The organism is Bordetella tumulicola, assembly GCF_965138755.1.
GTDB classification, from domain to species: Bacteria; Pseudomonadota; Gammaproteobacteria; order Burkholderiales; family Burkholderiaceae_B; genus Bordetella_A; species Bordetella_A tumulicola.
This window is the reverse complement of record NZ_CBCSFP010000005.1, coordinates 181,310-202,670: the sequence shown is the minus strand read 5'-3', so window position 1 is coordinate 202,670 and position 21,361 is coordinate 181,310. Positions and strand designations below refer to the sequence as shown.

The 21,361-nt window shown below is 58.8% G+C and carries 17 protein-coding genes and 1 other RNA gene; 7 read left to right on the top strand and 11 right to left on the bottom strand.

Features of this window, described 5'->3' with window-relative positions; all coding sequences use genetic code 11:
- Window positions 1-7: 7 nt before the first annotated feature.
- The 4 genes from ACNAZS_RS15110 to ACNAZS_RS15095 all read left to right on the top strand — a co-directional run.
- Window positions 8-414, top strand: a 407-nt coding sequence (locus tag ACNAZS_RS15110) for a TRAP transporter small permease subunit (RefSeq protein ID WP_415790688.1), incomplete at its 5' end; no start/stop codon positions are given.
- Entirely contained in the window at window positions 411-1,685 is a 1,275-nt protein-coding gene (locus tag ACNAZS_RS15105) for a TRAP transporter large permease (protein ID WP_415790686.1), read from the top strand. The genes ACNAZS_RS15110 and ACNAZS_RS15105, both read left to right, overlap by 4 nt.
- A 96-nt stretch (window positions 1,686-1,781) precedes the next feature.
- Window positions 1,782-2,450: an RraA family protein gene (locus ACNAZS_RS15100; protein WP_415790684.1), complete on the top strand. Its 669-nt coding sequence runs from the start codon at window positions 1,782-1,784 to the stop codon at window positions 2,448-2,450.
- A gap of 16 nt (window positions 2,451-2,466) precedes the next feature.
- Window positions 2,467-3,861, top strand: coding sequence for an amidase (locus ACNAZS_RS15095; RefSeq protein ID WP_415790682.1), 1,395 nt, complete (start codon window positions 2,467-2,469; stop codon window positions 3,859-3,861).
- Window positions 3,862-3,953: 92 nt separating this feature from the next.
- On the opposite strand, the gene ACNAZS_RS15090 is transcribed toward ACNAZS_RS15095, so the two are convergent.
- Entirely contained in the window at window positions 3,954-5,093 is a 1,140-nt protein-coding gene (locus ACNAZS_RS15090) for a winged helix-turn-helix domain-containing protein (protein ID WP_415790680.1), read from the bottom strand.
- A 314-nt stretch (window positions 5,094-5,407) separates the two neighbouring features.
- On the opposite strand from ACNAZS_RS15090, the gene ACNAZS_RS15085 reads away from it, so the two are divergent.
- Window positions 5,408-7,408 (top strand): PhoX family protein, encoded by a 2,001-nt coding sequence (locus tag ACNAZS_RS15085; RefSeq protein ID WP_415790678.1) that lies wholly within the window; start codon window positions 5,408-5,410, stop codon window positions 7,406-7,408.
- 307 nt (window positions 7,409-7,715) lie between these two features.
- Window positions 7,716-9,836, top strand: coding sequence for an NHL repeat-containing protein (locus ACNAZS_RS15080; RefSeq protein WP_415790676.1), 2,121 nt, complete (start codon window positions 7,716-7,718; stop codon window positions 9,834-9,836).
- 75 nt (window positions 9,837-9,911) lie between these two features.
- On the opposite strand, the gene ACNAZS_RS15075 is transcribed toward ACNAZS_RS15080, so the two are convergent.
- The 8 genes from ACNAZS_RS15075 to ACNAZS_RS15040 all read right to left on the bottom strand — a co-directional run bounded on the left by ACNAZS_RS15075 (window position 9,912) and on the right by ACNAZS_RS15040 (window position 17,689).
- Window positions 9,912-10,166 carry a hypothetical protein gene (locus ACNAZS_RS15075; protein ID WP_415790674.1) on the bottom strand — a complete coding sequence of 85 codons (255 nt, stop codon included), beginning with the start codon at window positions 10,164-10,166 and terminating at the stop codon, window positions 9,912-9,914.
- Between the two features lie 183 nt (window positions 10,167-10,349).
- Entirely contained in the window at window positions 10,350-11,000 is a 651-nt protein-coding gene (locus ACNAZS_RS15070; protein WP_415790672.1) for a 3-oxoacid CoA-transferase subunit B, read from the bottom strand.
- Between the two features lie 7 nt (window positions 11,001-11,007).
- The gene (locus ACNAZS_RS15065) at window positions 11,008-11,688 is read right to left on the bottom strand and encodes a 3-oxoacid CoA-transferase subunit A (protein WP_415790670.1); all 681 of its coding nucleotides are present in this window, start codon (window positions 11,686-11,688) and stop codon (window positions 11,008-11,010) included.
- A 39-nt stretch (window positions 11,689-11,727) separates the two neighbouring features.
- Complete coding sequence (locus tag ACNAZS_RS15060) at window positions 11,728-12,510, bottom strand: SDR family oxidoreductase (RefSeq protein ID WP_415790668.1); 783 nt, start codon at window positions 12,508-12,510, stop codon at window positions 11,728-11,730.
- Window positions 12,511-12,529: 19 nt separating this feature from the next.
- Window positions 12,530-13,708, bottom strand: coding sequence for an acetyl-CoA C-acyltransferase (locus ACNAZS_RS15055; RefSeq protein WP_415790666.1), 1,179 nt, complete (start codon window positions 13,706-13,708; stop codon window positions 12,530-12,532).
- A 26-nt stretch (window positions 13,709-13,734) separates the two neighbouring features.
- Entirely contained in the window at window positions 13,735-15,822 is a 2,088-nt protein-coding gene (locus tag ACNAZS_RS15050; RefSeq protein WP_415790664.1) for a 3-hydroxyacyl-CoA dehydrogenase NAD-binding domain-containing protein, read from the bottom strand.
- A gap of 79 nt (window positions 15,823-15,901) precedes the next feature.
- Window positions 15,902-16,714: an IclR family transcriptional regulator gene (locus tag ACNAZS_RS15045; RefSeq protein WP_415790662.1), complete on the bottom strand. Its 813-nt coding sequence runs from the start codon at window positions 16,712-16,714 to the stop codon at window positions 15,902-15,904.
- Between the two features lie 18 nt (window positions 16,715-16,732).
- Window positions 16,733-17,689, bottom strand: coding sequence for a tripartite tricarboxylate transporter substrate binding protein (locus ACNAZS_RS15040; RefSeq protein ID WP_415790660.1), 957 nt, complete (start codon window positions 17,687-17,689; stop codon window positions 16,733-16,735).
- Window positions 17,690-17,918: 229 nt separating this feature from the next.
- Here ACNAZS_RS15040 and ACNAZS_RS15035 point away from each other — a divergent pair, with 229 nt between their 5' ends.
- Window positions 17,919-19,724 (top strand): acyl-CoA dehydrogenase, encoded by a 1,806-nt coding sequence (locus ACNAZS_RS15035; protein WP_415790658.1) that lies wholly within the window; start codon window positions 17,919-17,921, stop codon window positions 19,722-19,724.
- Between the two features lie 100 nt (window positions 19,725-19,824).
- Here ACNAZS_RS15035 and ssrA read toward each other — a convergent pair.
- Window positions 19,825-20,212: a transfer-messenger RNA gene (gene ssrA / locus ACNAZS_RS15030) on the bottom strand.
- A gap of 42 nt (window positions 20,213-20,254) precedes the next feature.
- Window positions 20,255-21,250 carry a LysR substrate-binding domain-containing protein gene (locus tag ACNAZS_RS15025; RefSeq protein WP_415790656.1) on the bottom strand — a complete coding sequence of 332 codons (996 nt, stop codon included), beginning with the start codon at window positions 21,248-21,250 and terminating at the stop codon, window positions 20,255-20,257.
- Between the last annotated feature and the right edge of the window lie 111 nt (window positions 21,251-21,361).

Here is a 21,361-nt window from a genome sequence, read left to right as displayed (position 1 = left end):
CCCCCCNAACTCGCGGGTTATGCGCTCGCACTGGCCACCAGTTGGGCTTTGTCCTACGCGTTCTTCGAAGGTAGCCATATACGGGTGAATGTGCTGCACCTGACGTTGTCGCCACGCGCCAAGGCCCAACTGGACGTCCTAGCCGTGCTGGTGACAACGGTCTTGATCGCTATCCTCGCGTGGCAAGTGTGGGTTCTTGCCTTCGATTCGTGGACGTTCGACGCGGTGTCCAATACGCCGCTGCGTATACCCATATGGATTCCGCAGTTCATTTTCCTGGCGGGTGTCCTGCTTTTCTTGATTTCCGCGGCGCTGGTGCTGCTGGAAAGCATCGGTCTTGTACTAAACGGCAAGTATGAAGAAACGATACAACTGATAGAAGAAAGCGAACAGTCTGGAGAGTACACGCTATGACGATCGGTATCGCTTTCATACTGGGCGCATTCATTCTTTTCTTTGCAGGCCTACCCATTTTTTCGGTCATCGGACTGGGAGCGTTGGCGGTGGGCTTGATCTCCCCGGTTCCGATTGTGGATTCATTAGGAATGACAGCCTGGGCCCAGGCACAAAATTATGTGCTGATCTCAGTACCTTTGTTCATCATGCTGGGCGAGATTTTCGTGCGCAGCGGTATCGCGGGCGAAATGTACGATGCGGTGGCTCCGTGGCTGAACAAGATGCCCGGCCGGCTGATGCAGACGAATGTCGCCACCAGCGCCATCTTTGCCGCCACGTCGGGATCCAGCCTGGCCACGGCCGCTACGATTGGGTCGATCGCCATTCCGCAGATCAAATTGCACGGCTACAACGAACGGTTGTTCCTGGGCACCATTGCGGCGGGCGGCACGCTGGGCATTCTTATTCCACCGTCCATCAATCTCATTGTGTACGGCAGCATCACCAACACCTCGATCCCTGAGCTCTACCTGGCCGGAATCGTGCCGGGCTTGATCCTGATGGCTTTGTTCATGCTGGTGACGACCGTTCTGTGCATCATGCGGCCGGAATGGAGCGGCAAAGAAATCAAGACCGACTGGCACATGCGTATCGCCACACTACCGAAATTGCTGCCGCCCCTGGGGCTATTCCTGGTGGTCGTGGGGTCTATTTACGCCGGTATCGCCACGCCGACCGAAGCAGCCGCGCTTGGCGTGATCGCAACGCTTGCGCTAGGACTGGCAAGACGCAAGATGTCTTTCAAGATTCTGAATTCGGCGCTTCTTGCCACGGCCAAGACCAACGCCATCCTGATGATCATCATCATCTTCGCAGCCTTACTCAACTTCGCCCTGGGAATGATCGGGTTTTCTCGCCTGCTCGAGAGTTTCGTGTTGGGACTGGACCTCAGTACGTATGCGATCGTGCTCATGGTCGTGCTGATCTATCTGATCCTGGGCTGCTTTCTGGAAGGCTTGTCGTTAACCGTGCTGACTGTGCCGGTCCTCGCGCCCATCATGGCCAAGCTTGGCTTCGATCCGGTCTGGTTCGGCATCATGGTAATCCTGGTCACCGAGGCCGGCTTGATCACACCGCCGGTCGGCATGAACTGCTATGTAGTGCAAGCCACACGCGGACGCGGCTCGTTGATAGATGTCTTCATCGGCGTATCACCCTATCTGCTCGCCCTGCTTACCTTGGTGGGGATCATTATTGTCTGGCCCGAAGTCGCACTCTGGTATCGATAGATCATTACCTTTGCAGGTTGGTCGAGGATAGTCACATCGCCGGCCAACCTGAATCGCACATCATCTGACTCACCCTTCACTCTAGAGACCACACTCATGTATCTACTGAAATCGCTCCCAGAGCAGATTGCTCCCGAACGCATCGAATTGCTGGCGCGAGCCGAACCCGCCACCATCGGCCATTTTCTTCATACCGGATTCATGGACAGCGGCATTCGCGCACTGTTGCCGCCTCAGCGCATTGCTGGCACGGCCGTCACGGTACGCTACCCGGGTGCGGACGGTGCCATGGCGCATTACGCGGTAGGCCAGGCTCGCCCCGGCGATATTCTGGTCATTGACCGTTGCGGCGACCAGCGCCACGCCAGCCTGGGCGGCGCCCTGGCCTATGCGGCGCGCGCGGCCGGCGTTGTCGGTATCATCGTGGACGGCGTCGTCACCGATATCGAAGAGCTGCGACGCTACGGCCTGCCGGTCTGGGCACGCGGTTTGACGACCATCACCGTCAAGACACTGGGCATCGGCGGGGAGTTCTGCATTCCCGTCTCCTGCGGCGGCGTAGCCGTGTCGGCCGGAGACGCCATTCTGGCCGACGAAAATGGTGTGCTCGTGCTGCGGCCCGAACTCATCGAATTTGCCGCCAACAAGGCCGTCGGCCTACAAACGGGTGAGAAACAGACATTGCAGCGCGTAGACGCAGGCGAGAAATACCCAGACATTCTGGGCACCTCGGCTGTCATCAAGGAACACCTGGCCCAGTACTGAAAAGGAAATGCAAACGATGTCATCGTCCCCTTCATTCATGACCGTGAAAGAGATAGCCGCCCAACTCGACGCGGGCAGCCTATCGTCTGCAGCGCTGGTAGAGCATTATCTGCAACGAATCGCCGGCCAGGATTCCCGTTTTCACGCGTTTACTGAGACGTATGCAGACGAGGCCCGGCAAGCGGCGCAGAGTGCCGACCTTGCCCGCAGCGCCGGATGCAGGCTTGGACCACTACATGGCATTCCCATCGCCCTCAAGGATCTAATCGAAATCGAAGGCCGTATTACGATGGGTGGATCCGCCGCCAACCGCGAGCGTCGCAGCCCCGTCACCGCGACCATCGTGCAACGCCTTCGGCAACAGGGTGTGATCATTCTGGGCAAAACACATACCGTCGAGTTCGCCACCGGCGGCTGGGGCACCAATACGCGTCTGGGCACGCCGCTAAATCCCTGGGATCTAGATGTCCCACGCACGCCGGGCGGCTCCAGCAGCGGGTCCGGCGTGGCCGTCGCCGCGGGCCTGGCGCCTTGGGCGATCGGCACGGATACGGGCGGCTCAGTGCGCATGCCGGCGTCGTGGTGCAACCTGACCGGATTGAAAGTCTGCACGGGACGCATCAGTACCGATGGCGTGCTGCCCCTGAGCACGACACTGGACACGCCTGGGCCCATGGCCCGCACCGTCGGCGATACCCGGCTGCTCTACCACGCGTTGCGGGAACCTGAACCCTTCGATATGCACAGCGCGTCGCCTGCGCGATGGTCAGGTCGGATGACCACACGTACCGACCTAGCGGGTCTGCGGCTGGCCCGCCTTCCCCAGAACGAGCGTGCAGTAGCCACGCCAGAAGTCCTGGCCGCTTATGATGCGTCGCTCGACGTATTGCGCGCAGCCGGCGCCGATATTGTGGACATCACCCTTCCGTACGGCTTTGCCGAGGTGGCCGAGCTCAATAGCCTGATCATGAATACCGAGGGCTATAGCTTCTATGCCCAGCTACTGGACGACGCGTCACAACCTCTTGATGAAGACGTACGCCCCCGTCTGCTGAAGGGCCGCGAGGTACGGGCGGCCGACTACCTGAACGCGCTACGCCGCCGCCAGGCAATGCAACAAGAACTGTACGCTATTTTCGAGCAGGTCGACGCACTGCTCACACCTACCACCGCGACAGCGCCGTTGCCGCTCACTGACGTCGACCAGAACGCGACCCCTGCGTACTACACCCGATTCGCGAATTTCTTCAATCTGGCTGCGCTAGCACTGCCCAATGGGGCCACGCAGGACGGCCTGCCGATATCGCTGCAGATTATTGGCCGCCCGTACAGCGAGGAGCAGATGCTCGACATCGGAGAGGCATACCAGTCGCGCACCCAATGGCATTTGCGCACACCGCCGGAGGTATGACCGACTCACCATCGCTTTCAATGAAGACGCACCCTGAAGACCGTCGATATCAACCCTGACATCGACGACGATTCTGGCGATGGCTTGCCCTGCTACACCGACGCCAATTGAAAACGCTCGAATCGGCCCAGAGCGTCTTCCACCGCCGCCTTTAATGTCTTGCTGCGCGGCGCGATCCAGGTCCACTTTTGCACCAGCAGCTTGCCCGCCTTTCGGTCGGTCTTCAGGTCCAATGCGGCGACGATACGATCGCCCGCCAATACCGGTAACGCGAAATATCCCAATACGCGCTTCGGAGGCGGCACATAGGCTTCGAACTTGTGGTCGTAGCCAAAGAACATGCTCAATCGCTTGCGCTGGATGATCAATGGATCGAACGGCGACAGGATGTGTATCAAAGGAGAAGCGTCAGTGGGGGGCAACAGGTCGAGCGTATCTGGCTCGACCCAAAAGGCGGCATTCGGGTGGCTGTCCATATGGACGGGCACCAGTCGTTTGCGGCGCACCTGCGCCGCGATCAGTTCGGCGACCACCTTCTTGGTGCCCAGATTGCCATAACAAATCGAGTCCAGACTGACCATGCCCTGTGCACGCAACGCGCGTGTCAGCAGGTACTGTGCGAACTGCATCTCGCTGGCGGGTCTGGGACGCTTGTCCCAGGCGAAATGGCGCGACGCAAGATCGTAGCTTTTCAGCATACCCGTGCGTTTCGCAATGGCCAGGTCGCCGGCAAAAAAACCGAACCGCAATGCACGACGGGAAGGCTTCTTGCTGTCCCACGGATGCGTCTTTTCGACCAGGTCTTCTTCTATGTCGCGAATGGAGATCGGCCCTTCCCTACGTATGCGCTTGAGCAACACCGCATAGTCGTCCGCGGTGACGGAGGCAAAGGAATCGCGTGGCGTATCACGATGGCGCGCCATCGCAGGCATGAAGTATCGATAGTCTGACGTGGGTACATACGAAAGCGCATGCGTCCAGTATTCGAAAGCCGACTTTTCGACCGACTGTACGTGCTCCAGGTCCGCTAGCGCGTAGTCCGGAATTCGGGTCTGCAGAATGTGGTGATGGCTGCGCTCGATCACGTTGATGGTGTCGATCTGGACGTAGCCCAGATGCGCGATGGCGTGCCGAGCCGCCTGCGGGCCGGCGCCAAATGGCGCGTACTGATCCAACCGCTGTGCCCGCAGCCAAACGGCCCGCGCCTGGGGCCCTGAAACGGGAAAGGACATGATTTTCACGTCTATTTTTCCATGCATCCAATACGTGCAGCGCATTCTGCACAAGATGTTTTAGCACACCGCGTAAACCCGACTGCGGCTATGCCCTGACAAATCACGACAGCGCTGCCGCGCACGCCTCGCGGCAACGCCTATGTCGACCGTTAACCCAGGTTTTCAGGAGATCGACAGGAAGTCATCACGACTGCGTCACAAGTGATTTCTATCATCGCACCGGCACACTTGGAATCTGTTTCGTCTTGCGATGCAGATTCCAAGAATTCGAACAGACCTTTCCCGCCAAGCCCCCTCTGAGATATCTTGCGATGACAAAACCTTCTTTCCCCGTATCGGCTTTGCCGGCTGTCCAGGCGACCCGCCGCCGACTGCTCAAGATGTTCGCGGGCGCGCCCATGTTGCCATTGGGAGGCGCCTTTGTGTCTGCCTCCGTGCTGAGCGCCTGTAGCAGCAGTGATGACGACTCCGATTCGCCGGCTCCCGGGACACCAGTTGCCAATTTCGTTTCAGCGTCGTTCATCGGCATGGCCGCGCCCTCGTTGAGCGATGCGGCCGCGATGGCAACGACCACGGTGGGTTCGAAGCTGCAAGTAAACTTCGATGACGGCAGCAACCAGACCTATTCATTAGCCTATGCTCCGTTCTTCACCACCGGTGATATCGTCAAGGATCTGCAAGGCAATGACGTCATTGCTGGCGGCTACTACGATATCAATAACGCCCCCATCATGGACAAATCGGGTACGGGTGCCGCACGCCAGCTCTTCTCAGATGCTCCGGACGGCACGTCGATGATTCACCTGCCGGATGCCAAGGTCGACGGCGTGGCCAACCCGGTGTTCGTTGTGGTTCAGTTCGAATACGTCACCAAGGACCTGGGTGGTAACGACACCTACGGCAAGCTGCCCTCGCCCATCGCCGTGTTGACGCTGGACCAGGATCCCGACACGGGCAAGCTCACGCTGGCCCGTTACCACAACGTCGACATGTCCCAGGCGCATGGCCTGTGGATCACCTGCGGCGCCAGTCTCTCGCCCTGGAATACACACCTGTCCAGCGAAGAGTACGAACCCGATGCGTTCACGGCGAAGAGCAATGACATGTTCTTGGGCTATAGCAACTACCTATACGGCGACTCGACCACCGCCAAGCCCTATCACTATGGCCATCTGCCCGAGATCACTGTCAACCCAGATGGTTCCGGCACGGTCAAAAAACACTATTGCCTGGGCCGCATTTCGCACGAGCTCATCCAGGTCATGCCCGATGAACGCACTGCATTGATGGGCGACGACTACACCAATGGCGGCCTGTTCATGTTCGTGGCCGACAACGCGCGCGACCTATCCTCGGGCACGTTGTACGTGGCGCACTATGATCAGGTTCTGACCGAAAAGTCGACCGCACGCATGAACTGGATCAAGCTGGGCCACGCCAACAGCGCCGAGATCGAAGCGATGGCCAACTCGCTCGAGCCGACCGACATTATGGACGTGCAGTACACCGATCCGGGCGACCCGACCTACACGTTGATGTACTGCGACGGCAAGGCGAACTGGATCAAAGTCGTCCCGGGCATGGAAAAGGCGGCCGCGTTCCTCGAAACGCACCGCTATGCCAACCTGGTTGGCGCCAGCATGGCATTCACCAAGATGGAAGGCACGACCGTCAACGCCAAGGACAAAATCGCCTACTCGGCGCTGGCCAACATCCAGGCCTCGATGGTGTCGGGCGATGCTTTTAACGCCGCGCACAACGTCCTGTTTCCGACGACCGTTGCCGGCGGCGTGCTGGCTCACGCATTGAAAGGCAGTGTGCTCGACACCGACGGCAATGCCATCAATAGCGAATGGGTGCCTGGCGACACGCACCTGGAATTGTCTGGCGAAGACCTTGATACCCCCGACGCACTGGGCAACACGGCAAATGCCGACAAAATTGCAAGCCCCGACAATCTGAAGTTCTCGGAAAAGCTGCGCACGCTATTCATCGGCGAGGACAGCGGTAACCACGTCAACAACTTCTTGTGGGCGTATAACGTCGACACCAAGGAATTGACGCGCATCCTGTCGACGCCCGCAGGGGCCGAGTCGACCGGCTTGCACGCGGTAGACGAAGTCAACGGCTGGACCTACATTATGTCCAACTTCCAGCACCCCGGCGACTGGAAAAAGACGGGCCTGCATTCGGTCGTATGGGAAACCCTCGATCCCCTCATCAACGCCAACTACAAGGACAAATATGGCGCTGCGGTGGGTTATGTAACAGGTGAATTGACCAGCATCAACCTAGTCAAGAAGACTGCTTGATAGGATAGCAGCGGGCCCGCACAGCGGGTCTGCTCTGCGCCCCAGGCGGCTTAAGAGTCGGAGACCGGCGGCACCGGCAAAATAATCATCTATTTTATAAAAATAATAAATTGATGAAAATCTAGCGTTTCCCCGTCGTTGCGCAGACACCAAAGAGAAAATCGGGCAAATAAAATTTAGGCCTATCATTTCGTCGATTCCATATGCATTTTCGTCGAAAAAAACTGGATAAATCGGTGCCGTTCAAGTAGCTTTCTTGCATTCCTCCAAACATCTCAATACATGTAGTCCGACGATGAGAGTAAGCATGAAACAGCTAACGAGCACCCAGCATTCCGCCCTAGGCAGAGGATGGCGGGCCATCGCACTGTCGGCCACCCTGATATTCACCTTGGCGGCATGCTCGGATGGAGGCTCGTCGTCTAAAGACGAAGAGAAACACCTGAAACTTTCGGGTCACGTCGAGAGCAACTCGACGGGGCTCGCGGATTACAACGTCAAGCTATATGCCAGCTTTTCCGGCGATGGCGGGTCGTGGGTGCCACTGGGTTCGGGATCGACCAACCGTGGCGGTGAGTTCACCATCAGGTACGCGCTATCCGAATCGCAGCAGGCTCAGCAGGCGGTCCTGTTCGTCGAAGCAACACGGGGCTCGGCCATGCTGGCCAGCGCGATCGGCAGCGACAACAGCAGAATCGACACCCCTATTGTGGTAAACGACCATACGACGGTCGCCACGGGTAATGCCTTCGCGCAGTTCATCAGCGCGTCGGGTATCGCGGGCGACGCTATCGGTATGTACAACGCGTCGCAGATGGCCACCAATTTGGCCGATCCCATTTCCGGATCCGTCGGGGCCGCACTGGCCTCCTCTCCCAATGGTGATGAAACGTCGACACTAGCGACCTTCAATTCATTGGCCAACGTCGTCGCGGCCTGCGTCGCGGAGGAAAGCGATTGTGCCGAGCTGTTCGCAGCGGCAACCCCTCCCGGCGGTACGCCAGCTAGCAATGTGCTAGAAGCGCTGTCCAATATCGTGAAATACCCGTCGTACCCCGGCTATCCGGATGATGCGGCTGATCCGATATTCGGCTTGTCAAAAGGCTCGCCAGCCCACTATCTGGGACTGGCTGCGCGCCCAACCAACTGGCTGTTATTTCTGAAAGTCACTGGCGGCGCCTACAGCGACCAGAGTCCGAGCAACTTGGTCAACGCCGTGGGCAACATCGCTTTCGACGCACTGGGCTACGCATGGGCGAACGACAACTATGAGCCGCAATACCCCGGTCAGCCGGCGTGCGCCGGCTTGCGCCTGATCAAGTTCTCGCCCTCGGCACAGGTCGTGCCTGGTTCGCCCTACTTTGGCGGCGGCCTCAGTGGCGCCGGCTTTGGCATTACGCTGGATCCCGTCGGGAACATCTGGACGGGGAATTTCGGTTTCGAGGACCCGCCCTGCATCGGCACGCCACAAGAGGCACCCCACAACAGCGTATCGGTATTTCAGCCCGATGGCACGCCAATTTCCCCAAGCACCGGCTTCACCCAAGGCAACATTTCATGGCCACAAGGCACGTCGTCCGATCGAGCGGGCAACATCTGGGTGGCCAACTGCGGCAATGATTCCGTCACCAAGATTCCAAATGGAGATCCGACGCAGGCGATCAATTTTCCATTGGGCCCGCTCGCACCCGGTGAACTGCCAAAACTCAAACCGTTCAGCACGGTGGTGGATCTGGACGGCAATGTCTGGGTCACCATGAACCGGGGCGACAGTATGATGATTATTGCGCCCGACGGCGCGATCCTGAAAACGCTGACCGCGGGTAGCGACCCGGCGCGCCCGCTGATTAACCACCCCATTGGTAACGCCGCCGACAGCAAGGGCAATGTCTGGATCGCCAATTCGAATTGGCTGGACGCCCCGTGTCCCGCCAGTCTGCGCGAAGGCCCGGCCACGAATCCGTCGATCACGCTGTATCAGGGAGATACGCACGAACCGTATCCGGGATCCCCCTTTACCGGCGGAGGCCTCACCGTACCATGGGGTATTTCGGTAGACGGCAATGATACGGTGTGGGTGTTCAACTTCGGGCCGGATGGCATCGAGGCCACGCCAACGACGGCATTAACCGGCATCAGCCGATTCTGCGGCGCGGACACGAGCAAGTGCCCGCCAGGAATGAAGGTAGGCGATCCCATCTCGCCCGCGACCGGTTATATGAGTGACGCCCTGGAACGCATCACCGGCGGCCAGATCGATCGATCCGGAAACGTGTGGGTAATGAACAACTGGAAGCAAAATCCCAATCCCGACCTCAACCCCGGCGGTAACTCGATCGTCATTCTGATCGGAGCGGCCGCACCGCTGAACACCCCGGTGATCGGCCCGCCGGTTCCGTTGGCTGCCGTGGCGGCTGGGAAGCGCTAAGCGGGAAATGGGTGCCCTTGTCTGGCACGTGCACCCACGTCCACACGAAAAACTACAGAAAGGTGACGTACACCATCACGATCTGATGCGTCCCCAAAGGTAGGCAACCGCGGCCACCACCGCGACGGACGCAAGAGGATTCGCGCGAATGCAATCCTTGGCGCAGGTCAAAGCTCCTTCGAGCGCGTCCTGCCCCTCATGCAGCGCATCCTCGGCCGCCGCTTTGGTCGAAGCGGCTCGCCTGGACACGGCGCCGACGGCCGCCTTTGCTTTCGCGGCCCCTTCGTCGATCAATTCTTCAGCCTTGTCTTCTGCCTGGGACGTTGCCATGATTTTCTCTCCAAGAGTGGGTTCGCTCCATACCAGTATTCACCAACTCGCCACGTATTGTCGATCGCTTGGTAACGAGATTTTCCGATTGACGTCGAGACAGCACGCTAGCGGGCCACTGACGATCCCGACTTTGGTCACATGGCGGTCATTGCGCAAGGTCGCGAACGAAGGCGCTTTCGTTCAGCCTTGCTGATGCGTGAACCGCAACGTTGCTCCCGTCTGCGCCTGCAACGCCTCGTCGCTGATATCAACCAGCTTGTCTAATACCAGAAACCCTTGAGGCGTGATTTCCACGACGGCCAAATCGGTGTACACGCGATGCACCACGCCCAAACCCGTCAACGGCAACGTGCATTTCTCCACTAATTTCGGCGTGCCGTCCTTGGCATTGTGTTCCATCAGAATGAAGACGCGCTTGGTTCCCACGGAGAGATCCATGGCCCCGCCTACTGCTGGTGGCTCGCCCTTGCGTCCCAGTGACCAATTCGCCAAGTCGCCCATGGGTGTCACTTGCATACCGCCCATGATGCACAGGTCAAGGTGGCCGCCGCGCATGATGGCGAATGAATCCACATGCTCGACGAAAGCGCCGCCGGTCAATAAGGTGACGGGATGCTTGCCGGCGTTGACCAGCTCCAGGTCTTCCTCTGCCTGGTTTGCGGCAGGCCCCATGCCAACGATCCCGTTTTCGCTGTGCAGCAAAATCTCGTCGGCCGGATCCAGATGGTTGGCGACCAGTTCTGGCATGCCGATGCCGATATTGACATAGCTGCCAGGCAATATATCCCTGGCCAGGCGAGCCGCCATCTGATTGCGCGTCAGTCGTTGCATGTCGCGCTCAACTGGAAAATTGTGGGTCGGAGACTTCGACCACGCGATCAACGAAGATGCCGGGCGTGATAATGGCCTCGGGATCGAGGTCTCCCAGCTCGACCTTTTGCTTGACTTGCACGACGGTCGTCTTAGCCGCCTGGCACATCACCGGCCCGAAATTACGGGCGGTTTTGTTGTAGACGAGATTGCCCCAACGATCGCCCTTCTGCGCCAGGACCAACGCAAAATCCGCATGCATCGGATATTCAAACACATAGTGATGGCCATTGATCTCGCGAACTTCTTTACCCGCGGCCAACTCGGTGCCATAGCTGGTGCGCGTATAGAACCCACCCAGGCCCGCACCCGCCGCGTGCAGACGTTCGGCTATCGTGCCTTGTGGAACGCATTCCAGCTCGATGCGCCCTTCGGCATAAAACTGGTTAAAGACATAAGAATGGCTGCCTCGCGGAAAGGAGCAGATCATTTTCTTGACTCGCTCGGCCTTGATCAGCGCCGCCAGCCCTACCTCGTGGTTGCCGGAGTTGTTGCTGACCATGGTCAGGTTACGCGCCCCCTGCTCCAGAAGCGCATGCAATAACTCAGTGGGGTGGCCTGCTCCACCAAACCCACCGACCAGCACGATGGCGCCGTCGTGGATGTCCGCCACCGCCTCGTGCACACTGCCCACGAATTTGTTGATCATGTTCTGTCTCGCCTCTATTGTCTTGTGTAAGCTCGCGCATCACGCGCCGACACTGGCACCGCCATCGACCAAAATCGCCTGACCGGTAATGTGGCGCGAGGCCTCGCTGGCGAGGAACACCGCGATGCCTTTCAAGTCATCTTCGTTGCCCACTCGTCCCAGGGGGATACGGTCCAGGAGCCCTTGACCCATACGCTGAATCTGCACATCAGCCATGCGCGACGAAAAATAGCCCGGGCAGATCGCATTGACATTGATATTGTGTGGCCCCCACTCACAAGCCAGGGCCCGCGTGAAATTCACGGCGGCCCCTTTTGAGGTGTTGTACGCAATCGTGGTCACGCCCTTTGCGGTGCCGCGCATGCCAGCCGCCGAGGCCACATTGATGATCTTGCCGCTGCCACGAGGAATCATCACCCGGCGGCCGATTTCGCGTGACAGATAGAACACCGCATTGATGTTCAGATCCATGACTTTGTGCCACGCGTCGTCGGGATAGGACTCGGCTGGCGCCCCCCATGTCGTACCGGCATTGTTGACCAGAATATCAATAGTGCCAAAACGCGCCAGCACCTGATCGACCAAGCCCGCTATGCCATCGAACTGCGACAGGTTGCCAGACACCGCCAGGACATCAACACCCTGGGCCTGCAGATGCTGATGCGCGGCGTCCAACTCTGACTGTTTTCGAGCGGTAATCGCGATTTTGCACCCCATCTCGCCTAATGCTTCGGCGATCTGCAGGCCCAAGCCGCGCGATCCCCCCGTAATCAGGGCGACCTTGCCCTCCAACTGAAACAATGCTCTGACGCTGGTGCTCATGGCTTTTCCTCGGGACCGATCAGACCACTTCGAACAAGCCGGCGGCACCTTGCCCACCGCCGACGCACATAGTCACGACCACATATCGCGCGCCACGCCGTTTGCCTTCGATGAGCGCATGGCCGGTTAGACGCGATCCCGACACGCCATAGGGATGTCCCACGGCAATGGCTCCGCCGTTCACATTGAGGCGATCATCCGGAATACCCAGCTTATCCCGGCAATACAGCACCTGGCAGGCAAAAGCCTCGTTCAATTCCCACAATCCGATGTCCGATACTTTCAGGCCGGCGCGCTCCAATAAGCGAGGCACGGCAACCACGGGGCCAATGCCCATTTCGTCCGGCTCGCAACCCGCGATGGCAAAGCCACGAAAGATGCCCAGTGGCTCGATGCCGCGACGCTCAGCCAGTTTCGCGTCCATCACGAGACAAGCCGAGGCACCATCCGAAAACTGACTGGCATTACCCGCCGTGACGACACCACCGGGCAACGCGGGACGCAGGCGCGATACGCCTTCGAGCGTCGTATCCGCGCGTATGCCTTCGTCAGCGGAAATCGTGATTTCGCGACGAGACAAGCGGCCAGTGACCTTGTCCTGTACCGCCATGACTGTCGTCATGGGAACGATCTCGTCATTGAACAATCCGGCAGTCTGCGCAGCGGCAGCACGCTGCTGGCTGCGCACGCCATAGGCATCCTGAGCCTCTTTGCCAATGTTGTAGCGCTTGGCCACGTTTTCGGCCGTCTGCAGCATACTCATGTATAGCGCAGGCTTGTGCTCAAGCAGCCACGGGTCGCGACGCATATGTTGATTGGCTTCATTCTGCGTGCAGGAAATGCTTTCCACACCGCCGGCCACGATCATCGGTGCGCCTTCGACCATCACGCGTTGTGCCGCGATGGCGATGCTCTGCAGGCCCGTCGAACAAAAACGGTTGATACTCATGCCGGCCGTCGTGACCGGCAAACCCGCACGCAACGCAATGCCGCGTGCAATATTGCCTCCGGTGGTGCCCTCGAGATAAGTCCCCCCCATGACGCAATCCTCGACTTCGGCCGGGTCCACGTCAGCGCGCGCCACGGCATGCCGCACCGCGTGCGCTCCGAGCGTAGCGCCGTAAGTCATATTGAATGCCCCGCGCCAGGATTTAGCCAAACCGGTGCGGGCCGTGGAAACAATGACAGCTTCTTTCATAATATCCTCGAGACGCGATACTGGAATTATTTAAGGGCTTCGCCAGACTCGGCGCACTGGACCAATAGATCAGCGGGCTGCCAAAATTCCGCGGCCTTGTCCGACTGGCGAGCAAACCGTCTCATCGCCCGCACGACGTTATACAGACCAAGCTGCTGGGCGTAATGCATGGGGCCGCCGCGATGCAACGGAAAACCGTAGCCGTTGAGGTAAACCACGTCGATGTCAGAAGCCCGCAGCGCAATACCCTCCTCCAGGATGTGCGCCCCCTCGTTGACCAAACCAAAGACGCAGCGCTCGACGATTTCTTTTGGCGAGAACTGACGAGGCTCAATACCTTTTTCCTTGCGATAGTCGGCCAGTATCTGTGTCACCACGGGGTCTTCCAACGCCTGCCGGTTGCCCGTCTCGTAGCGATACCAGCCTGCGCCGGTTTTTTGGCCGTAACGTCCGGCCTCGCAAATGCGATCGGCCACGGACGAAAAATCCAGATGGGGATTCTCTGCTTGGCGACGCTTGCGAACAGCCCAGCCGATATCCAGTCCCGCCAGATCTCCCATACGGTACGGGCCCATGGCAAAACCGAAGTCTTCGAGCGCGTGGTCGATCTGCGCCGGCGAGGCACCATGCAGCAGCAGCTCTTCGCCCGCCGCGCGATAGCCATTCAACATGCGGTTGCCGATAAAGCCATCGCATACACCGGACACCACGGGCTGTTTGCCGATGGTTTTGGCCAACGCCAGTGAAGTTGCCAATACCTCGGGCGAGGTCTGGTCCGCGCGCACGATCTCCAGCAGTTTCATCACATTGGCTGGGCTGAAAAAGTGCAGACCGACCACATCCTGTGGCCGATTGACAAAGCCCGCGATCGTGTTGACGTCCAATGTAGAGGTGTTGGTCGCCAAGATCGCGCCAGGCTTTAGTACCGCGTCCAGCGTACGGAAGACGTTTTCCTTCACGCCCATGTCTTCAAACACGGCCTCGATGACCAAATCCGCGCTGCTTAGATCGTCGTACTTGAGCGTCGTGCTCAATAGGCTCATCCGGTCATCCACCTGAGCCTGGGTCAAACGCCCCTTTTTCATGGTGTTTTCGTAGTTGCGGCGGATGATGCCTACGCCACGCTCCAGCGCGACCTGCTCGGCCTCCAGCAACGTCACGGGGATCCCGGCGTTCAGAAAATTCATACTGATGCCACCGCCCATAGTCCCCGCGCCGATCACACCCACGCGACGAATATCGCGTTTGACGGTAGCAGACGTGATACCCGGCACTTTCAACGCAGCCCGCTCGGCGGCAAATACATGACGCAGCGCGGCCGACTCGGGCGAGTTCATCAACTGCATGAATAACACGCGCTCTTGTTTTAAACCCTCGTCAAACGGCAGCAAGCAACCGGCCACCGCCTCCACGCATAAGGAGGGAGCAGGAAAGTGCTTGCTGGCAGCAGCCACGTTACGGCGGGCCACCTGCAGCAAGGCCTGCGCATCAGGCTCGGCGATCTTTATGTCACGAGTCCGTCTGAGGACGCTGCCGGCGCTCACGCATTCTCGTGCGTATGCGATAGCCGCCTCCTGCAAGGGCGTATCCACCACGCGATCAACCAATAGCGTGCCAGCCAGTTTGCCGGCCTCGACTTTGAGACCGTTGACGATCATATCCAGACCACGCTCCAGGCCCACTAAACGCGGCAGCCGTTGCGTACCACCGCCTCCTGGCAACAACCCGAGCTTTACTTCGGGCAGGCCCAACATGGCACGCTCGGTAGCAACCCGATAATGTGCCGCCATGGCCAGCTCCAACCCACCCCCTAGGCATACCCCATCAATGGCGGCAATCACGGGCTTGGTGTATTCATCCAGCGCCGTGATGACATCGCGCAATGTTGGATGCCAAGCTGCTTTGGGCGTACCGAATTCGGTGATATCTGCGCCGCCGGAAAACGCCCGGTCAGATCCTGTCATCACCACGACCTGCACCTCTGGTGCCGCCTCGGCCTGATCCAGCGCCTGCAGGATGGCCACGCGCAAACCGTGGCCCAGGCTGTTAACAGGGGGATTCTGAAAAACGATGCAAGCTACACCGTCTACCACTGCATAATTCACGTAGTTCATGGTATTTGAGAGTTCGTGTTTGACGTAATAGGTTTTCGGCTTCGATGTCGACAGGTTCGGTGCCGAGCAGACAGCGGGATCAGGTGCCTCCGGCCATTTTTTTGATTTCCGTGGCCAGATCAAGTAATCGAGGACGGACTTCGTTCATCAGGTATTCCGGTGACATGCGGAATGCCGGGCCGCCAAAGTTCAAAGCCATCATCGGAAAATTTCCTCCGAGGCGCAGCGCGACGCCGATGCTGTGCACATCAGGATTCCAATCCCCAAAGCAGCAGGTGCATCCTAGTGCGGCGTAGTCCTCCAATGCTTTGTCCAGGCCACGCACAATGGCTTGACCCGCACGCTCGTCCAGCTCGCCAGCTCGCTCAATGATTTCCTGCCGCTCGATCTGACCGGCCTCGACCAAATAGGCGCGTCCCATTGCGGTCACGGCAATGGGTACATGCGATCCCACGTTGAGGTTCAACGTCAGGGCGTCATGGCCCCGGCATGCCTCCAAATACAGCATGGAAAATCGGTCACGCACGCCCAGGGCGACCATCCCCTGGCACGTATCGGCCAAACGCTGCATACCCGGTTTGGCAATTTGCCGTATGTCTAGCTTGGCCAGCATGCCAGCGCCCAGGGCCAATGTGGCAACGCCTAGCCGGTATTTGCCGGTCTCCTCGCTCAAGGTCAGGTAATTCAGCTTGGCCAACGTCGCCGTCAAGCGCGAGACCGTAGACTTGGGCAAGCCGCAAGCCCGTGCAATCTCCTGGTTGCCAAGCGTGACATCACCGCCCTGAAAGCTGGCGAGAACCTCCAGGCCACGAGCGAGCGCGGTCACGAAATGGCGATCCTCGGGCTCTTTGCTTTTTTTAACGGACGTCGACGGAGATTGCACGGTGTTCATAGCTTCCAATAACGGGCCTTATAGGCCCAGGTTAGTAATCAGGTCTTTTTCGCTCGCGTAGTCTTTTTTCGCAAACGCGGCGTAGTCGTCGTGATCGAGATAATACGTACGCACCCCGAAGTTTTCCGCCACTCGCTTGACCTCAGGGTCTTCCAGCGCGACCTTGATGGCTTGATCGAGTTTGTCGACGATAGGTGCTGGCAAGCCCGCCGGGCCCGCTATCCCCAAGGGCGAAGGCACCACAACGTCGTAGCCCAATTCTTTGAGCGTCGGAACATCCGTGAAATAAGGGTTGCGTTCGGCGTCAGCCGTCGCCAACACGCGCACGGCTCCGGACTTGAAGTGAGGCAAAATGCTGTTAGTGACGACAGCGGCTTTTACGTGCTGGCCCAACAGCGCAGTTGTCGCATCAGCGTCCCCTTTGTAGGGGATGTGGGTGAAATCGACGTTCTGGTTTTTGCCCAGCGAAGCCATCACGACTTGGTTGCCGGTATATCTGCCAGGCGAGCTGTAGTCGATATCACCTGGGTGTTTCTTCGCGTAGTCGACCAGTTCCTGCACTGTTTTGAACGGCGAATCTGCCTTGACCGTGACGGCAAAATCATAGCTCAGCACCGTTGCGATGAAAGTCAGATCTCGGATGGGATCATAGGGTACAGACTGTAGATGCGGCTCGCGAAAAATCCCCATGGGCGCCATCGTCAGCATGTAACCGTCAGGCGCCGATGATTTCATCTGAATCACCCCCATGGCACCCGCCACGCCGGGCTTGTTTTCGACGACCACCGTCTGTTTAAGCTGACGCGACAGACTGCTGGCCAAGGCACGGGTCATCACATCGGTCGTGCCGCCAGGACCATAAGGCACGATGATCGTAATGGGCTTGCTGGGATAGTCCGCCTGCGCGAGCGCTGTCAGGGGCATAAGAGCCGCAACGCTAGCGATGGCCAGGATTCTGCCGAATTTTGATTTCATAGATGTCTCCTCCGTTTATAGAGAAAAGGCGATTACCCGTCTTGGGATGATTGCTCAAGCGGAGCGCGCGCCTATGTTTTTTGGATTATTTTTTTGGAATTCTATCCCGTTTTCAACGGAATTCAATTGAAATTTAGTGCTAGCATGACTTAAATAGACCGCTATGCAGTTTTTTGTTCTGCATTGCAGAACAAAAGTTGATGCACATCAACTCAAAAGAGACAACACCATGACGACCGATCTCCTTATCCATCGCGAGGACCTGGATTTCCTGCTCTACGACGTGCTCGATAGCGCAGCACTGGCGCAACGCCCACGCTACGCCGATCACAATCGAGCAACCTTCGATGCCGCCATCGACGCCGCGCACCGGTTGGCCAGTCAGTACTTCGCGCCTCACAACCGGATTTCGGACGAAAACGAACCACAGTTCGACGGCCAGACCGTCAAGACACTGCCCGCGGTAGGCGAGGCCGTACGGGCTTTCGCGCAAGGCGGTTTCCTGGCGGCGACCCACGACTACGAACTGGGCGGCATGCAGTTGCCGGTAACGATTTCACAATCGTGCCTGGCCCTATTCCGCGCCGCCAATGTGGGCAGTTCGGCCTATTGTTTTCTGACCGCCGCCAACGCCAACCTGATCCGCGCCTTTGGCAGCGACGAACAGAAATGGCGTTTTTTACCCCCCTTGCTGGACGGCCGATGGCTGGGCACGATGGCATTGACCGAGCCGGATGCGGGATCATCCGTGCCCGACCTGCGCTCGACCGCGATGCCGCTGCCAGACGGCCGCTATGCCATCAAGGGCCAGAAAATTTTTATCTCGGGAGGCGACCACGACATCAGTGAGAACATCGTTCATCTGGTGCTGGCCAAGACGCCCAGCGCGCCCGCCGGCGCCAAAGGGCTATCCCTGTTCATCGTCCCCAAGCGGCGAGTCGACATGGACGGCAAAGTCACGGACTCGAACGACGTGGCGTTGGCAGGACTGATTCACAAAATGGGTTATCGCGGTACGACATCCACCATGCTCAGTTTCGGTGAGAACGACGCGTGCATAGGTGAACTCGTTGGGGAAACCGGACAAGGCTTGCGTTATATGTTCCACATGATGAATGAGGCACGCATCGGCGTCGGCATGGGCGCCACGATGCTGGCTTACACCGGTTATCGCCACGCCTTGGCATATGCAAAAGAGCGTCGACAAGGGCGTCTGCCCGGTAATGGCGACCCGTCGAGCCCTCCTGTGACGATCATCGAACATGCTGACGTGCGGCGAATGCTGCTTACGCAGAAATGCTATGCAGAAGGTGCTTTGTCGCTCTGTCTATACGCAGCTCGCCTGGTCGACGATGAAAAGACCCATCCCGACGCCGCTCAGCGCGAACAAACTGCACAGCTGCTCGCGCTCCTCATTCCCATCGTCAAGTCTTGGCCCGCGCGTTATGGGCTGGCAGCCAACGATCTGGCCATCCAGGTGCATGGAGGCTATGGGTATACGCGCGAATACCCTGTAGAGCAGTTTTACCGTGACAACCGCCTCAATGCGATTCATGAGGGTACGCATGGCATCCAGGCGCTAGACTTGCTTAACCGCAAAGCGGGTATGAAGGAAGGACAAGCATTTGCCCGCTTGCACCAGCGCGTATTGGATACCGTCGGGCGAGCCAAGCACAGCGGCAATCCCGACTTGGCCGAGAACGCCACGAAATTGGAACACGCCTGGCAAGAGTTGCATGAAACGACCCAGACCTTGCTGCGCGCCGTTCGGGTAGATCCGATTTCAGGCAGTGCCAATGCGGCCTATTATCTGGATCTGTTTGGCCACCACGTCGTTGCTTGGCTATGGCTGTGGCAGGCCACGGCGGCTGACGCACAATTGGCAAAGCGCCCGCACTTGGGCGATTTTTACCGAGGAAAGTTGGCGGCGTGCGATTGGTTTTTCAGTACGGAACTGGCGCTGACGTCCCCTGTACATGTGTTGTTGCGCCAGGGTGAGCAGCACGCTTTGCGGACCGAGGTTGAATGGCTCTGACGGGCAATTGTCCTGCCATGAAATGGGACATTGACGGACAAAAAAAAGCCGGAAACCCTTGAAGGTTCCCGGCGTTCTGCGTACTTCAGCGGATAATAAGTGGTGGAGCCGGGGGGAATTGAACCCCCGTCCGCAAGCCCTCTGCAATCAGTTCTACATGCGTAGTCGGCCTATTTCGTTTTAACCCTGGACTTAGCCAACCGACAGGCCGGACCAAGGCGATTCACGTAATTTAAGCCTGAACCGTGTGACCCCAGTGCAGACCGATTCCTTGTGAATGTCACTGCTGCGGTTCGGGGTTGCCCCCTAGGAAGTTGCCTTCCTCCGCCTGACCCAAGGACAGATCAGTGCAGCGGCTCACCGCTTAAGCGGCGAGAGCGAAACGCTCGTCGTTGGCGTTTGTAGTGTTTCCAGTGGATTAACGAGCGAACTGGTGCTCGGCATGCCCTGAGTTGTTTCGCGACCCACGTCGAATCCGGATCGGCCCCAATAATGTTAATTGTACTCTAATTGGCCCCCTTCAGTTGGCGCTACGCCCCCTGCTCCGGCTGCATCAACGCGGCGCACACTTCGCGCACGATGTGCGCAAAACTTTCCTCGACATCCAGCGGCAGATCACGCACTTGGCGGATCAGGCTGACCGGTGGCAATTCCCAGTTCCAGTCCCATTTCACGCGCGCGACGCCCCCGGCTGACGCCATGTCGATCGCGATGTCTTCGGGCACGATAGACAGCAGGTTTTGGTTGTTGCGCAGCATGCCGGCGATCACGTCGATCGAATAGGTTTCCACGCGCGCGACAGGTGGGCGGACTTGTTCGCGCGTGAAGAGTTCGGTGACCATGTTGCCGATGGGTGTGGCGGACGATGGCAGTATCCAATCGACATTGGCCAATAGGCGCCAGTCAGGTTTGGTGCGTGCCATGCGCTTGGCGAGCGCGGGGTGGGCAATCAGGGCGGGACGCTGCGTGTAAAGCACTTCGTGCCACATATCGTTCATGCCAACGGCGGCCGCGGCTCGGCCGATCACGCAATCGATCTCGTGGCCGCGCAAGGCCTTTAGTAGCTGATCGGTGGTGGCGCGGTACAGGACTACGTTGATGCCCTGGGCGCACAGGCGTTCTAACGTGGGCGTCAGTACGCGTTCGGAGACAAAAGGGATCACGCCGACGCGCAGTTGGGCCGCCCGTCCGGATCGCACGGCCTCCATTTCCTGCCCCCAATGATCCAGGTCGAGCATCATGCGTTCGGCGCGCACGAGAGCCAGTTTGCCTAGGGGCGTGGGCTCCAGGCCCTGTCGCGAGCGGACAAACAAGGGGGCCTCAAAGATGTCTTCGATTTCGGCCAGGGCCTTGGTGGCCGCGGGCTGGCTGATGCCCATGGTGTCAGCGGCGCGCGTCAGGGAGCGTAGTCGTCCCAACCGCGTCAGCAGTGTCAGATGCCGCAGTTTGAGACGAGAAAGCAGCCGTGTGCCGGGACGACGAGCGGTGGGATCCACGGTAGAAGCGCGGGCAGCGGAAATGGGCATGATGAGAGATGAGCAAAGGGCCGAATGAGCAGCCGGGAACGGACGACCGGTGATCGCAATCTGCAACAGCAACAGCTACCAGCCGTCAGCAGCGAACAGCTGGCAATCAGC